Annotated in this window: 15 protein-coding genes; 10 read left to right on the forward strand and 5 right to left on the reverse strand. The window is 51.3% G+C overall.

Annotated features, from left to right (window positions below; translation table 11 throughout):
• The 4 genes from mreD to csrD all read right to left on the reverse strand — a co-directional run bounded on the left by mreD (position 1) and on the right by csrD (position 4,946).
• A complete protein-coding gene (gene mreD, locus ABZJ92_RS09775; RefSeq protein WP_000179406.1) occupies positions 1-489 on the reverse strand; it encodes a rod shape-determining protein MreD in 489 nt (162 codons plus the stop codon).
• A complete protein-coding gene (gene mreC, locus ABZJ92_RS09780; protein WP_000802500.1) occupies positions 489-1,592 on the reverse strand; it encodes a rod shape-determining protein MreC in 1,104 nt (367 codons plus the stop codon). Before mreC ends, mreD begins: the two co-directional genes overlap by 1 nt.
• Positions 1,593-1,657: 65 nt before the next feature.
• Positions 1,658-2,701, reverse strand: coding sequence for a rod shape-determining protein MreB (mreB, locus tag ABZJ92_RS09785; RefSeq protein ID WP_000913396.1), 1,044 nt, complete (start codon positions 2,699-2,701; stop codon positions 1,658-1,660).
• Positions 2,702-3,005: 304 nt separating this feature from the next.
• Complete coding sequence (gene csrD / locus ABZJ92_RS09790; RefSeq protein ID WP_001241418.1) at positions 3,006-4,946, reverse strand: RNase E specificity factor CsrD; 1,941 nt, start codon at positions 4,944-4,946, stop codon at positions 3,006-3,008.
• Between the two features lie 151 nt (positions 4,947-5,097).
• Between csrD and acuI the strand changes: the two genes are divergently transcribed.
• From acuI to ABZJ92_RS09840, 10 genes are all read left to right on the forward strand, one after another.
• A complete protein-coding gene (acuI, locus tag ABZJ92_RS09795) occupies positions 5,098-6,072 on the forward strand; it encodes an acrylyl-CoA reductase (NADPH) (RefSeq protein ID WP_001148450.1) in 975 nt (324 codons plus the stop codon).
• 977 nt (positions 6,073-7,049) lie between these two features.
• Positions 7,050-7,520: an acetyl-CoA carboxylase biotin carboxyl carrier protein gene (gene accB / locus ABZJ92_RS09800; protein WP_000354622.1), complete on the forward strand. Its 471-nt coding sequence runs from the start codon at positions 7,050-7,052 to the stop codon at positions 7,518-7,520.
• A 10-nt stretch (positions 7,521-7,530) separates the two neighbouring features.
• On the forward strand, positions 7,531-8,880 hold the full coding sequence (gene accC, locus ABZJ92_RS09805) for an acetyl-CoA carboxylase biotin carboxylase subunit (RefSeq protein WP_000884652.1): 1,350 nt from the start codon (positions 7,531-7,533) through the stop codon (positions 8,878-8,880).
• A gap of 108 nt (positions 8,881-8,988) precedes the next feature.
• Complete coding sequence (locus ABZJ92_RS09810) at positions 8,989-9,231, forward strand: YhdT family protein (protein WP_000381174.1); 243 nt, start codon at positions 8,989-8,991, stop codon at positions 9,229-9,231.
• Positions 9,221-10,672: a sodium/pantothenate symporter gene (panF, locus tag ABZJ92_RS09815; RefSeq protein WP_001175725.1), complete on the forward strand. Its 1,452-nt coding sequence runs from the start codon at positions 9,221-9,223 to the stop codon at positions 10,670-10,672. The genes ABZJ92_RS09810 and panF overlap by 11 nt, the downstream gene beginning before the upstream one ends.
• Positions 10,673-10,683: 11 nt before the next feature.
• Positions 10,684-11,565 carry a 50S ribosomal protein L11 methyltransferase gene (gene prmA / locus ABZJ92_RS09820; RefSeq protein ID WP_001145827.1) on the forward strand — a complete coding sequence of 294 codons (882 nt, stop codon included), beginning with the start codon at positions 10,684-10,686 and terminating at the stop codon, positions 11,563-11,565.
• 328 nt (positions 11,566-11,893) lie between these two features.
• The gene (gene dusB / locus ABZJ92_RS09825) at positions 11,894-12,859 is read left to right on the forward strand and encodes a tRNA dihydrouridine synthase DusB (RefSeq protein WP_001219649.1); all 966 of its coding nucleotides are present in this window, start codon (positions 11,894-11,896) and stop codon (positions 12,857-12,859) included.
• A gap of 25 nt (positions 12,860-12,884) precedes the next feature.
• Complete coding sequence (gene fis / locus ABZJ92_RS09830; protein WP_000462905.1) at positions 12,885-13,181, forward strand: DNA-binding transcriptional regulator Fis; 297 nt, start codon at positions 12,885-12,887, stop codon at positions 13,179-13,181.
• A gap of 85 nt (positions 13,182-13,266) precedes the next feature.
• A complete protein-coding gene (yhdJ, locus tag ABZJ92_RS09835) occupies positions 13,267-14,151 on the forward strand; it encodes an adenine-specific DNA-methyltransferase (RefSeq protein ID WP_001258883.1) in 885 nt (294 codons plus the stop codon).
• A gap of 83 nt (positions 14,152-14,234) precedes the next feature.
• A complete protein-coding gene (locus ABZJ92_RS09840; RefSeq protein ID WP_024259309.1) occupies positions 14,235-14,435 on the forward strand; it encodes a DUF2556 family protein in 201 nt (66 codons plus the stop codon).
• On the opposite strand, the gene ABZJ92_RS09845 is transcribed toward ABZJ92_RS09840, so the two are convergent.
• On the reverse strand, positions 14,429-14,488 hold a 60-nt coding region (locus tag ABZJ92_RS09845), incomplete at its 5' end, for an IS1 family transposase (RefSeq protein ID WP_071528444.1). The genes ABZJ92_RS09840 and ABZJ92_RS09845 overlap by 7 nt on opposite strands.

The following is a 14,488-nucleotide window of genomic DNA, read 5'->3' on the forward strand; positions in this document are numbered from 1 at the left end:
TTATTGCACTGCAAACTGCTGACGGACTTTACGCATCAGCAAGAAAATCCACGGCCAGAGCACCCCATTGACTACACTACTCCAGAACACTTCCGGTCTGAAAGAGACGTTAATCACTAAAAACTCTGCCCAGAAAACAATAATATCCACCACCAGCGAAAGCAACATGACGACCAGCGCCTGCTGCCATAATGCGAGGTTGCGGAAAAGCTGGTATTTCAGCGCCACCAGGTAAGCAATGATGCTCATCGCCAATACGCGTACGCCAAGCATCGAGCCGCTGATCAGATCCAGTATGGCACCCATCACAAAACCTGTGCCCACATTTACGCGATGGGGCAAGGCCAGGATCCAATACAACAAGATAAGTAACACCCAGTTTGGCCGGAAAACAATCAGGTTATCCGGCCAGGGCATGATTTGCAGCAACAGCGCAATGAGGAAAGAGAGCCAGATTACCCAGCGTCCCTGGCTACGATAGCTCGCCACTATTGCCCTCCCGGCGCACGCGCAGGCGGTTGAGCACCACTTTGCGGCGGCGTAGCCCTTTGTGGAGAGCGATTAGCAGCGGGCTGTGTCGGCGCAACAGGCGCAGTAGCTGCATTTCCTGTCGCCGGTTGCTGCGGAGTCGGCTGAGCGATCCCCGTTGCCGGTTCAGGTAACTTTGGCCCCATCGCGTCTGGCGAAGGCAATACCTGCGGCATCATCTGCATCAGACGTTCATTAGCAACACGATGCACCTCTTCCGGCGTCATCGGGTTAGCGCCGTTACGATCCGCGCCCCACAGCAGCAGCAGATAACGCAAACGTTGCAGTCCTGCAGTCGGACGCGCCTGGATCACAGTATAAGCGCGCTGGGTATCGAGTTTTACGGAAGAGACAACCGCGACCGGATAGCCTTCCGGGAAACGACCGCCCAGACCGGAGGTCACCAGCACATCACCAACACGAATATCCGTATTCGCTGGCAGATGCTCAAGCTGCAAATCATCCGTACAACCGTTACCGGCTGCAATTACGCGGATATCGTTGCGCAGCACCTGGATTGGCAGCGCGTGGGTCGCATCACAAATCAGCAGCACGCGACTGGTCAGTTTAGCGACGGCCACCACCTGACCAACAACACCTTTGTCGCTGATGACCGGCTGGCCTTCATAAACGCCATTAACGCTACCTTTATCGATAACAACTTGATCGCTATAAGGATCGTTAACCGTGGAGATAACCTGAGTCACCATTTTCTGCTCATCCTGACGCAGCGGGGAACCCAGCAGCTCGCGCAGACGCGCGTTCTCCTGTTTGTATTGTCCAAGCATCAGCAGTTCACTGTTTTTCAGCAACAGTTCCTGACGTAACGCCCGGTTTTCAAGTTCTAGTTGGTCACGCGAGGCCAGCGTCTGCGATATGCCATCCAGCAATTCACGAGGAGCATTGGAAACAAAGTAGAAAGGACTGACGGCGGTATCCATATAAGTACGGATTTGACTGAACGTCCCCAGGCGGCTGTCGGCAATAATAATGCCGAGCGCCACCAGCACCGCCAGAATAAGGCGAATCTGTAGCGACGGGCCACGGCTAAAAATTGGCTTCATAAGTTATGCGTATTCTCGTATCAGACCAGGCAGGGTAAACAGACGCTTCCCCTGCCTGCATCCGATTACTCTTCGCTGAACAGGTCGCCGCCGTGCATGTCGATCATTTCCAGCGCTTTGCCGCCACCGCGCGCCACACAGGTCAGCGGGTCTTCAGCAACAACGACTGGAATGCCGGTTTCTTCCATTAACAAACGGTCAAGGTTACGCAGCAGTGCGCCACCACCGGTGAGCACCATGCCGCGCTCGGAGATGTCGGAAGCCAGTTCCGGCGGGCACTGTTCCAGTGCAACCATTACCGCGCTCACAATACCGGTCAGCGGTTCCTGCAGTGCTTCGAGGATTTCGTTGGAGTTCAGGGTAAAACCGCGTGGAACACCTTCTGCCAGGTTACGGCCACGAACTTCGATTTCACGGACTTCATCGCCCGGGTAAGCCGAACCGATTTCGTGCTTGATACGTTCTGCGGTGGCTTCACCGATCAGAGAACCGTAATTACGACGCACATAGTTGATGATAGCTTCGTCGAAACGATCACCACCAATGCGCACGGAAGAGGAGTAAACCACGCCGTTCAAGGAGATAACAGCAACTTCAGTGGTACCACCACCGATATCAACCACCATAGAACCGGTCGCTTCAGAAACCGGCAGGCCAGCACCAATTGCGGCAGCCATCGGTTCTTCAATCAGGAAGACTTCACGGGCACCAGCGCCCTGCGCGGATTCACGAATTGCGCGGCGTTCAACCTGGGTCGCGCCAACCGGTACACAAACCAGAACGCGCGGGCTTGGACGCATAAAGCTGTTGCTGTGCACTTGTTTGATGAAGTGCTGGAGCATTTTTTCAGTCACGAAGAAGTCGGCGATAACGCCGTCTTTCATTGGGCGAATGGCAGCAATATTGCCCGGCGTACGGCCCAGCATCTGCTTCGCGTCATGACCTACTGCAGCTACGCTTTTCGGTGAACCGGCACGATCCTGACGAATGGCCACCACGGAAGGCTCATTCAATACGATGCCTTGTCCTTTTACATAAATGAGGGTATTCGCAGTACCCAGGTCAATGGACAAGTCATTGGAAAACATGCCACGAAATTTTTTCAACATACTAAGGGATAATCCTGAAAGCTGGGGCGGAAAAGAAAATCCGCTTACTTTACCAACCACACGCAGCAGCGACAAGGCGCAAAAATCATCTGCTACGGTGAAAATTAGTGCAGTTCGTTTCCTTTGTTACAAATCTCTGCCTGAGTCCAGAAAGGCTTAATGCATCAGCAGCATTCCTCGCCTGTTTGCAACCGCGTAAGGTCATTCATCTGCATATGTGCTGCAACAATCTGGCGAGCAGACAAGCACACTCCCATGAGACGCAGCGCGCGTTATTCTACGTGAAAACGGATTAAACGGCAGGTTAAACCGAGTATCTTTGTGAATATTTTTTCACGTTAGTATCAAGTGGCTGTGAGGACGCGAAAAAATCCCCTTGCCCGCCTGTAACACCGCGCTGAATCAGGGTCTGCCACTCGCTTCGCGAACGCACGCCGGTGGCGTAAACGTGGGTGCTGGTCCCGGAGCAGGCTTCCACCAGGCTTTGAACCAGCAGCTGGTTCTCCGTTCGCTTCTCAATGTTCCTGACCAGCCCCGGATGGAGCTTGAGTAACTCAACATTAAGTTCTTTGATCCAACTGGTGCTTACCAGCGTCAAACCAGCCTGGTTGACGGCTACCCGTACCCCTAAAGCATTCACTAAACGAATAACAGGTTGTAAACGACTGATATGTTGACCTACATCGGCCTCTGCAAGTTCAATAATTATGCGTTTTCGTTGTGATTTTTCACATTGCATTAACGTATCGCGCAGCCAACGCTGAAAACGCGGACGAATCAGCGACTCAACGGTAACCTGAATCGCCAGATTTTCCTCTGGCCAGTAACGCAATAGTGGAATAAGACGGCTGATTTGCAGACGGTCATACTCTTCCGATAAGCCAAACTGCAAGACCATCGGCATATACTCCGCCGAGCTAACCTCTTCATTACCATCGAAGATGCGGCACATGAGTTCGCGATGATGAACCTGACCTTCGCGAGTAACCGCCGGTTTTTGATAAAGGCGCGGGCCGCCGCGACTGAGCATTTGCTCGATAAGCGTACGCCAGCGAACATTACCGCGTCCTTTTTCAGGCAACGAGTCATCATAAATAGCCCAGCTATTGCCACCCTGCAATCCCGCATTACGCGTGGCAGACTCTGCATGTTCCATTACCTGCTCGGTATCCTGACCACTACGCCAGGCACAGATACCAATGTGGATCATATCGTCGCGATCGAGCATTTTATTGTTCGGCAAGGTATCGACGGCTTTGATTAACTGACTGGCTATGCTCTCTGCCTCTTTTAACGTCCGGTGCGGTAACAGCGCAGCAAAATCACTGCGGTGGTAACGCGCCAGCAGTGCGCCAGGGTAGCGCATCATAAATGTCGACAGCAGATTCGTCAGAGTGAAGAACTGTTCTTCAACCTGGCTGTGCCCCCAGGTATCGCTCAACATATTGAAATCCGGCAGACGAATCATCATCACGATCCCGTGGGTACCTACTTTCTCCTGATCTTCCAGTAACGTTGCTAACTGATTATCGAAAAAGAGTCGGTTATTGAGGCCGGTTTTCACGTCCTGTGCGGCATAAGAGCGGATCAGCGTATCAAGACGGCTGTGTTGTTCGCGTGCGTTCTGAATTTCACGAAGCAGCGTATCCAGCGCACTGCTGGTTCTGGGCGGCCATTCATAGATGGTTCCCAACACATTAGAGCCACGCTCACCGTTTAAGATACGAGTAGCCCGGGTTTCCAGCAATTCTTGCCCGGCAAGTTGCCGTTGTAACCAGCGTACCGCCAGAAAGAGCATAAGAATGATAAAGCCAATCGCCCCCGTGAGCGGCGCGGTGGTCATCAACGAATGGAAATAGTTGCCCATCGGATCCTGATAAACCAGACGCAACGACATCCCCGGATGCTTTATCAACGGAACGCTCAGTTCACGAAACAGATCGCTGGTGCCAACCGGACGATAACTACCATTTCTGGCCAGGGTATAAACCTGTTTATCACCATGCAGCAGGTCTACACGAACGATATCTGCTGACACCATTAATTCGGTAATTTGTGGCCTTAATGCGCTGAAGTCATTCGACACAAGGTGGGTATCAATCGCCGTCGCCACCGCCTGAACGCGATGACTAAACTTATACTGAATGGCGTTGTAGAAACTTAGCGAACAGCCCAGCAAAGTCACAAAAATTGTTAACCCGGTGAGCAGCGTAACAAAGGCCGAAAATTTCGTCGTTAATCTCATCCTTGTGTTAACTCCGATAGTGAGGAAGCGGGCATACTAGCAAATCAGATTTATCTCGCAATTTATTGCGCTTCATCGGCTTTGCTTTTCCATTAGCGAGTATAGTCTTCAGAAATTATTTTCCAATCCATCATGCACATGAGGACCACTTATGCAGGCGTTACTTTTAGAACAGCAGGACGGCAAAACTCTCGCATCAGTACAGACTCTGGACGAACGTCGCCTGCCGGAGGGCGATGTCACGGTCGATGTTCACTGGTCGAGCCTGAACTATAAAGATGCGCTGGCGATTACCGGTAAGGGAAAAATCATCCGTAATTTTCCGATGATTCCTGGGATCGATTTTGCCGGAACTGTACGCACCAGCGAAGATCCGCGTTTTCATGCCGGTCAGGAGGTGTTACTCACTGGCTGGGGCGTTGGTGAAAACCACTGGGGTGGGCTGGCGGAGCAGGCGCGAGTGAAAGGTGACTGGCTGGTTGCCATGCCGCAAGGGCTGGACGCGCGTAAAGCAATGATTATCGGTACTGCCGGTTTTACCGCCATGCTGTGTGTGATGGCGCTGGAAGATGCCGGTGTTCGCCCGCAGGACGGTGAGATTGTCGTGACGGGTGCCAGTGGTGGCGTCGGCAGTACCGCCGTGGCGCTGCTGCATAAGTTGGGTTATCAGGTCGTTGCCGTTTCCGGTCGCGAAAGTACCCATGAATATCTGAAAAGTTTAGGTGCCAGCGGTATTCTCCCTCGTGATGAGTTTGCCGAATCCCGTCCTCTGGAAAAACAAGTCTGGGCTGGGGCAATTGACACTGTTGGCGACAAAGTGCTGGCAAAAGTGCTGGCGCAAATGAATTACGGCGGCTGCGTGGCGGCCTGTGGTCTGGCGGGTGGTTTTACTCTGCCAACCACGGTCATGCCATTTATTCTGCGTAATGTCCGTTTGCAAGGGGTGGATTCAGTAATGACGCCACCAGAACGCCGCGCACAAGCCTGGCAGCGACTGGTCGCCGATTTACCGGAATCATTCTATACCCAGGCGGCAAAAGAGATATCTCTGTCAGAGGCACCGAACTTTGCCGAGGCCATCATTAATAACCAGATCCAGGGTCGCACGCTGGTGAAGGTTAACTAACCATTTAGCAAGGAATAATAAGAGAGGGAACTCATTTTGACATCATTATTCAATCGGTTAACGGGAAAAGCGGTTAGCCGGACAGCTTTCGTCGAACACCTTGGTCAGGAAGTTGTACAACATCATCCAAACTGGAAAGTCATGATTTCGACTGACCACAAATTGATGCGCATTGATACTCCTCTAAACAGCCATTATTGATACGCCTCCGTCGCCTGTTAGGTTTATGGTGCTTTGCCTGGGCGACACTACGCTTAACCTGTTACTGATTTCTGGTACCATGGGGTGAATAATCTGATTTTATTTGACTACAAATTAACCACTCGAACCTATTTAATGCTGAGAATTGTCAGTTGGTTGATTTTGCGTGCTTTAGCATTCACATCTATCCAGACGATGCAGTGAAAATTGGGTAATCCCCAGCAACCGCTGCGTAATGTCGTCTATCTTGTCGCGATCCTGGCATCCCTACATTATTTGTGGTCTGTGAAGATTATCTCATTGCAGCCCCTCATCTTCGCAGGGCTGGCTTTTCAGCTTTTCACCTTACGTTATAAGAAGTTCCGTCGATGATGGCGCTAATTTCGTGAATTGTGCGGCTTGTTGCAAATTACACGGTGTTGAAGGTTATTTACATGTTAGCTGTTGATTATATTCCCTGATAAGACCAGTATTTAGCTGCCAATTGCTACGAAATCGTTATAATGTGCGACCTCGTCCTCCCTGACGCAGTTTTTGCGCTGCGGAAAAGGTGACATTGGCGCAACGAAGGTATATTTTGTTTTTTGCCGGAGGATAGCAGCAGATCGCTGCACAATGTCCGTCAAGTCTAACATTGACACTCTGGGGCAAAATAGACCGGCGTCCCGGCCTGCTGGAATTTATCGCTATGCATACAGCTGTCGGGGCATACGCTTTACAGACGGCGGTGAAACGCCTGTCACAATCACACTAAACAAAGAGTACGGAACCCACTCATGGATATTCGTAAGATTAAAAAACTGATCGAGCTGGTTGAAGAATCAGGCATCTCCGAACTGGAAATTTCTGAAGGCGAAGAGTCAGTACGCATTAGCCGTGCAGCTCCTGCCGCAAGTTTCCCTGTGATGCAACAAGCTTACGCTGCACCAATGATGCAGCAGCCAGCTCAATCTAACGCAGCCGCTCCGGCGACCGTTCCTTCCATGGAAGCGCCAGCAGCAGCGGAAATCAGTGGTCACATCGTACGTTCCCCGATGGTTGGTACTTTCTACCGCACCCCAAGCCCGGACGCAAAAGCGTTCATCGAAGTGGGTCAGAAAGTCAACGTGGGCGATACCCTGTGCATCGTTGAAGCCATGAAAATGATGAACCAGATCGAAGCGGACAAATCCGGTACCGTGAAAGCAATTCTGGTCGAAAGTGGACAACCGGTAGAATTTGACGAGCCGCTGGTCGTCATCGAGTAACGAGGCGAACATGCTGGATAAAATTGTTATTGCCAACCGCGGCGAGATTGCATTGCGTATTCTTCGTGCCTGTAAAGAACTGGGCATCAAGACTGTCGCTGTGCACTCCAGCACGGATCGCGATCTAAAACACGTATTACTGGCAGATGAAACGGTCTGTATTGGCCCTGCTCCGTCAGTAAAAAGTTATCTGAACATCCCGGCAATCATCAGCGCCGCTGAAATCACCGGCGCAGTAGCAATCCATCCGGGTTACGGCTTCCTCTCCGAGAACGCCAACTTTGCCGAGCAGGTTGAACGCTCCGGCTTTATCTTCATCGGCCCGAAAGCAGAAACCATTCGCCTGATGGGCGACAAAGTATCCGCAATCGCGGCGATGAAAAAAGCGGGCGTTCCTTGCGTACCTGGTTCTGACGGCCCGCTGGGCGACGATATGGATAAAAACCGCGCCATTGCTAAACGCATTGGTTATCCGGTGATTATCAAAGCCTCCGGCGGCGGCGGCGGTCGCGGTATGCGCGTAGTGCGCGGCGACGCTGAACTGGCACAATCCATCTCCATGACCCGTGCGGAAGCGAAAGCTGCTTTCAGCAACGATATGGTTTACATGGAGAAATACCTGGAGAATCCTCGCCACGTCGAGATTCAGGTACTGGCTGACGGTCAGGGCAACGCTATCTATCTGGCGGAACGTGACTGCTCCATGCAGCGCCGCCACCAGAAAGTGGTCGAAGAAGCACCAGCACCGGGCATTACCCCGGAACTGCGTCGCTACATCGGCGAACGTTGCGCTAAAGCGTGTGTTGATATCGGCTATCGCGGTGCAGGTACTTTCGAGTTCCTGTTCGAAAACGGCGAGTTCTATTTCATCGAAATGAACACCCGTATTCAGGTAGAACACCCGGTTACAGAAATGATCACCGGCGTTGACCTGATCAAAGAACAGCTGCGTATCGCTGCCGGTCAACCGCTGTCGATCAAGCAAGAAGAAGTTCACGTTCGCGGCCATGCGGTGGAATGTCGTATCAACGCCGAAGATCCGAACACCTTCCTGCCAAGCCCAGGCAAAATCACCCGTTTCCACGCACCTGGCGGTTTTGGCGTACGTTGGGAGTCTCATATCTACGCGGGCTACACCGTACCGCCGTACTATGACTCAATGATCGGTAAGCTGATTTGCTACGGTGAAAACCGTGACGTGGCGATTGCCCGCATGAAGAATGCGCTGCAGGAGCTGATCATCGACGGTATCAAAACCAACGTTGATCTGCAGATCCGCATCATGAATGACGAGAACTTCCAGCATGGTGGCACTAACATCCACTATCTGGAGAAAAAACTCGGTCTTCAGGAAAAATAAGACTGCAAAAGCGTCAAAAGGCCGGATTTTCCGGCCTTTTTTATTACTGGGGATCGACAACCCCCATAAGGTACAATCCTCGCTTTCTTCACCCATCAGGGACAAAAAATGGACACTCGTTTTGTTCAGGCCCATAAAGAGGCCCGCTGGGCGCTGGGGCTGACCCTTTTGTATCTGGCAGTTTGGTTAGTAGACGCTTACTTACCTGGCGTTGCCCCCGGTTTTACCGGCTTTCCGCGCTGGTTTGAGATGGCCTGCATCCTGACGCCGCTACTGTTTATTGGACTGTGCTGGGCGATGGTGAAATTTATCTATCGCGATATCCCACTGGAGGATGACGATGCAGCTTGAAGTAATTCTACCGCTGGTCGCCTATCTGGTGGTGGTGTTCGGTATCTCGGTTTATGCGATGCGTAAACGGAGCACCGGCACCTTCCTTAATGAGTATTTCCTCGGCAGCCGCTCTATGGGCGGTATTGTGCTGGCGATGACTCTCACCGCGACCTATATCAGTGCCAGTTCGTTTATCGGCGGGCCAGGAGCTGCTTATAAATACGGGCTGGGCTGGGTATTGCTGGCGATGATTCAGCTTCCTGCTGTCTGGCTTTCACTCGGTATTCTCGGCAAGAAGTTTGCGATTCTTGCGCGCCGCTACAATGCAGTGACGCTGAACGATATGCTGTTTGCCCGCTACCAGAGTCGTCTTCTGGTGTGGCTGGCGAGTTTGAGTTTGCTGGTTGCGTTCGTTGGTGCGATGACCGTGCAGTTTATCGGCGGTGCGCGCCTGCTGGAAACCGCGGCGGGTATTCCTTATGAAACCGGGCTGCTGATTTTTGGTATCAGCATTGCGTTATATACCGCCTTTGGTGGCTTTCGCGCCAGCGTGCTGAACGACACCATGCAAGGGCTTGTGATGCTGATTGGCACCGTTGTGCTGCTTATTGGCGTGGTACATGCCGCTGGCGGCTTAAGCAACGCAGTACAGACCTTGCAAACCATCGATCCGCAACTGGTTACGCCACAAGGCGCTGACGATATTCTGTCGCCTGCCTTTATGACGTCGTTCTGGGTACTGGTGTGCTTTGGCGTGATTGGCCTGCCGCATACTGCGGTGCGCTGTATCTCTTATAAAGACAGCAAAGCAGTACACCGGGGGATCATCATCGGTACGATTATAGTCGCAATCCTGATGTTCGGTATGCACCTGGCCGGAGCGTTAGGTCGTGCAGTGATCCCCGATCTCACCGTACCAGATCTGGTGATCCCGACGTTAATGGTAAAAGTGCTGCCACCTTTTGCTGCCGGGATCTTTCTGGCTGCACCTATGGCTGCGATCATGTCGACAATTAACGCCCAACTGCTGCAAAGTTCCGCTACGATCATTAAAGATCTCTATCTGAATATCCGTCCGGATCAAATGCAAAACGAGACGCGTCTGAAGCGGATGTCGGCGGTAATTACGTTAGTTCTCGGCGCGTTGCTGCTGCTTGCCGCCTGGAAGCCGCCAGAAATGATCATCTGGCTGAATTTGCTGGCCTTCGGTGGGCTGGAAGCCGTTTTCCTGTGGCCGCTGGTGCTGGGTCTTTACTGGGAACGCGCCAACGCCAAAGGCGCGCTAAGTGCGATGATCGTTGGCGGCGTGCTGTATGCCGTACTCGCGACGCTGAATATTCAGTACCTGGGCTTCCACCCTATCGTGCCCTCGTTACTACTAAGTTTGCTGGCTTTCCTGGTCGGAAACCGTTTCGGTACATCCGTCCCGCAAGCTACCGTTTTGACTACTGATAAATAAAGAGTTTTGCCATGCCTTGGATCCAACTGAAACTGAACACCACCGGCGCGAACGCGGAAGATCTTAGCGATGCGCTGATGGAAGCGGGTGCCGTTTCTATCACTTTTCAGGATACCCACGATACGCCAGTATTTGAGCCGCTGCCGGGCGAAACGCGCCTGTGGGGCGACACCGATGTGATTGGTCTGTTCGACGCTGAAACCGATATGAACGACGTGGTGGCGATTCTGGAAAACCATCCGCTGCTCGGCGCAGGCTTCGCGCATAAAATCGAACAACTAGAAGATAAAGACTGGGAGCGCGAATGGATGGATAATTTCCACCCGATGCGCTTTGGTGAACGACTGTGGATCTGCCCTAGCTGGCGTGATGTGCCGGACGAAAACGCCGTCAACGTGATGTTAGATCCAGGGCTGGCGTTTGGTACGGGTACCCATCCAACCACCTCTCTGTGCCTGCAATGGCTCGACAGCCTCGATTTAACCGGTAAAACAGTCATCGACTTTGGCTGTGGTTCCGGCATTCTGGCGATCGCGGCGCTGAAACTGGGTGCAGCAAAAGCCATTGGTATTGATATCGATCCGCAGGCGATTCAGGCCAGCCGCGATAACGCCGAACGTAATGGCGTTTCTGACCGTCTGGAACTCTACTTACCGAAAGATCAGCCAGAAGAAATGAAAGCCGACGTGGTGGTCGCTAACATCCTTGCAGGCCCATTACGTGAACTGGCACCGTTAATCAGCGTCCTGCCAGTTTCAGGCGGTTTGCTGGGCCTTTCCGGTATTCTGGCAAGCCAGGCAGAGAGCGTTTGTGAAGCTTATGCCGATAGCTTCGCACTGGACCCGGTCGTGGAAAAAGAAGAGTGGTGCCGTATTACCGGTCGTAAGAATTGACCTTCGCATCGCCGTAGGGTGACGCGGGGCGAAGTGCGAGCAAGCTCACAAAAGGCACGTAAATTTGCCGATTATTTACGCAAATTTGCGTGCCAAAATTTTCATTCATAAAGAAAAATTGAGAACTTACTCAAATTTCTTTGAGTGTAAATTTTAGTCACTATTTTCTAATATGATGATTTTTATGAGTAATTATCGCACCACGCTCATTTTAAATGCAATTCTTTGATCCATCTCAGAGGATTGGTCAAAGTTTGGCCTTTCATCTCGTGCAAAAAATGCGTAATATACGCCGCCTTGCAGTCACAGTATGGTCATTTCTTAACTCATGCGCATCGGACAATATCAGCTCAGAAATCGCCTGATCGCAGCGCCCATGGCTGGCATTACAGACAGACCTTTTCGGACGTTGTGCTACGAGATGGGAGCCGGATTGACAGTATCCGAGATGATGTCTTCTAACCCACAGGTTTGGGAAAGCGACAAATCTCGTTTACGGATGGTGCACATTGATGAACCCGGTATTCGCACCGTGCAAATTGCTGGTAGCGCTCCGAAAGAAATGGCAGATGCAGCACGTATTAACGTGGAAAGCGGTGCCCAGATTATTGATATCAATATGGGTTGCCCGGCTAAAAAAGTGAATCGCAAGCTCGCAGGTTCAGCCCTCTTGCAGTACCCGGATGTCGTTAAATCGATCCTTACCGAGGTCGTCAATGCAGTGGACGTTCCTGTTACCCTGAAGATTCGCACCGGCTGGGCACCGGAACACCGTAACTGCGAAGAGATTGCCCAACTGGCTGAAGACTGTGGCATTCAGGCTCTGACCATTCATGGCCGTACACGCGCCTGTTTGTTCAATGGAGAAGCTGAGTACGACAGTATTCGGGCAGTTAAGCAGAAAGTTTCCATTCCGGTTATCGCGAATGGCGACATTACTGACCCGCTTAAAGCCAGAGCTGTGCTCGACTATACAGGGGCGGATGCCCTGATGATAGGCCGCGCAGCTCAGGGAAGACCCTGGATCTTTCGGGAAATCCAGCATTATCTGGACACTGGGGAGTTGCTGCCCCCACTGCCTTTGGCAGAGGTTAAGCGCTTGCTTTGCGCGCACGTTCGGGAACTGCATGACTTTTATGGTCCGGCAAAAGGGTACCGAATTGCACGTAAACACGTTTCCTGGTATCTCCAGGAACACGCTCCAAATGACCAGTTTCGGCGCACATTCAACGCCATTGAGGATGCCAGCGAACAGCTGGAGGCGTTGGAGGCATACTTCGAAAATTTTGCGTAAACAGAAATAAAGAGCTGACAGAACTATGTTCGAACAACGCGTAAATTCTGACGTACTGACCGTTTCTACCGTTAACTCTCAGGATCAGGTAACCCAAAAACCCCTGCGTGACTCGGTTAAACAGGCACTGAAGAACTATTTTGCTCAACTGAATGGTCAGGATGTGAATGACCTCTATGAGCTGGTACTGGCTGAAGTAGAACAGCCCCTGTTGGACATGGTGATGCAATACACCCGTGGTAACCAGACCCGTGCTGCGCTGATGATGGGCATCAACCGTGGTACGCTGCGTAAAAAATTGAAAAAATACGGCATGAACTAATTCAGGTTAGCTAAATGCTTGATTAAAAAGGCGCTACTCGGCATGGGGAAGCGCCTTTTTTATAGGTGTCACAAAGGGAGTGACCATGAGAACAGGATGTGAACCGACCCGGTTTGGTAATGAAGCTAAGACCATTATTCACGGTGATGCCTTTGCCGAACTTAAAAAGCTACCTACTGAAAGCGTCGATCTGCTCTTTGCCGACCCACCGTATAACATCGGTAAAAATTTTGATGGTCTGATCGAAGCCTGGAAAGAAGATCTGTTTATCGACTGGCTGTTTGAAGTGATTGCAGAGTGCCACCGCGTTCTGAAAAAGCAGGGCAGCATGTACATTATGAACAGTACGGAAAACATGCCCTTTATCGATCTCCAGTGCCGCAAGCTTTTTACCATCAAAAGTCGCATCGTCTGGTCATATGACAGTTCTGGAGTACAGGCGAAAAAACACTACGGCTCCATGTACGAACCCATCCTGATGATGGTGAAAGACGCAAAGAACTACACATTCAACGGTGATGCTATTCTGGTAGAAGCCAAAACCGGATCGCAGCGCGCGTTGATCGATTATCGCAAAAATCCTCCACAGCCATACAATCATCAAAAAGTACCGGGTAACGTCTGGGATTTTCCGCGCGTGCGTTATTTGATGGATGAATATGAGAACCACCCGACGCAAAAACCGAAAGCCTTACTGAAACGCATTATTCTCGCCTCTTCCAACCCAGGCGATATCGTTCTCGACCCGTTTGCCGGTAGCTTTACTACCGGTGCCGTAGCCATCGCCAGCGGACGAAAATTCATTGGTATTGAGATCAACAGCGAGTACATCAAAATGGGGCTTCGACGGCTGGATGTCGCGTCGCATTACTCCGCGGAAGAACTGGCGAAAGTGAAAAAAAGAAAGACCGGCAACCTGTCAAAACGAAGCCGGTTAAGCGAAGTTGACCCCGATCTCATTGCAAAGTAAAGGAAGTGTAAGCCTAGTTTTCAGATTATTCATTTCGTGTATATTTCCTGCCAGACTTGGTTAAACATGCACAGGCTCAGGTAATGATTCGCAAGTATTGGTGGCTCGTCGTTTTCGCTGTCTTCGTTTTTCTGTTTGATACTTTACTGATGCAGTGGATTGAACTGCTGACAACAGAAACAGACAAATGCCGTAATATGAACTCAGTTAATCCACTAAAACTGGTTAACTGTGACGAACTGAATTTTCAGGACAGAATGTGGGTAATGACTCCAACTTACTGATAGTGTTTTATGTTCAGATAATGCCCGATGACCTTGTCATGCAGCTCCACCGA

Source organism: Shigella sp. FJ200513 (assembly GCF_040495915.1).
Taxonomy (GTDB): Bacteria; Pseudomonadota; Gammaproteobacteria; order Enterobacterales; family Enterobacteriaceae; genus ECMA0423.

What these genes read in the sequence shown, in the direction of transcription:
- dusB (WP_001219649.1), top strand. Translation starts at nt 11,894, where the DNA reads ATGCGCATCGGACAATATCAGCTCAGAAATCGCCTGATCGCAGCGCCC.
- accC (WP_000884652.1), top strand. Translation starts at nt 7,531, where the DNA reads ATGCTGGATAAAATTGTTATTGCCAACCGCGGCGAGATTGCATTGCGT.
- yhdJ (WP_001258883.1), top strand. Translation starts at nt 13,267, where the DNA reads ATGAGAACAGGATGTGAACCGACCCGGTTTGGTAATGAAGCTAAGACC.
- prmA (WP_001145827.1), top strand. Translation starts at nt 10,684, where the DNA reads ATGCCTTGGATCCAACTGAAACTGAACACCACCGGCGCGAACGCGGAA.
- panF (WP_001175725.1), top strand. Translation starts at nt 9,221, where the DNA reads ATGCAGCTTGAAGTAATTCTACCGCTGGTCGCCTATCTGGTGGTGGTG.
- mreB (WP_000913396.1), bottom strand. Translation starts at nt 2,701, where the DNA reads ATGTTGAAAAAATTTCGTGGCATGTTTTCCAATGACTTGTCCATTGAC.
- ABZJ92_RS09840 (WP_024259309.1), top strand. Translation starts at nt 14,235, where the DNA reads ATGATTCGCAAGTATTGGTGGCTCGTCGTTTTCGCTGTCTTCGTTTTT.
- mreC (WP_000802500.1), bottom strand. Translation starts at nt 1,592, where the DNA reads ATGAAGCCAATTTTTAGCCGTGGCCCGTCGCTACAGATTCGCCTTATT.
- fis (WP_000462905.1), top strand. Translation starts at nt 12,885, where the DNA reads ATGTTCGAACAACGCGTAAATTCTGACGTACTGACCGTTTCTACCGTT.
- csrD (WP_001241418.1), bottom strand. Translation starts at nt 4,946, where the DNA reads ATGAGATTAACGACGAAATTTTCGGCCTTTGTTACGCTGCTCACCGGG.
- ABZJ92_RS09810 (WP_000381174.1), top strand. Translation starts at nt 8,989, where the DNA reads ATGGACACTCGTTTTGTTCAGGCCCATAAAGAGGCCCGCTGGGCGCTG.
- accB (WP_000354622.1), top strand. Translation starts at nt 7,050, where the DNA reads ATGGATATTCGTAAGATTAAAAAACTGATCGAGCTGGTTGAAGAATCA.
- acuI (WP_001148450.1), top strand. Translation starts at nt 5,098, where the DNA reads ATGCAGGCGTTACTTTTAGAACAGCAGGACGGCAAAACTCTCGCATCA.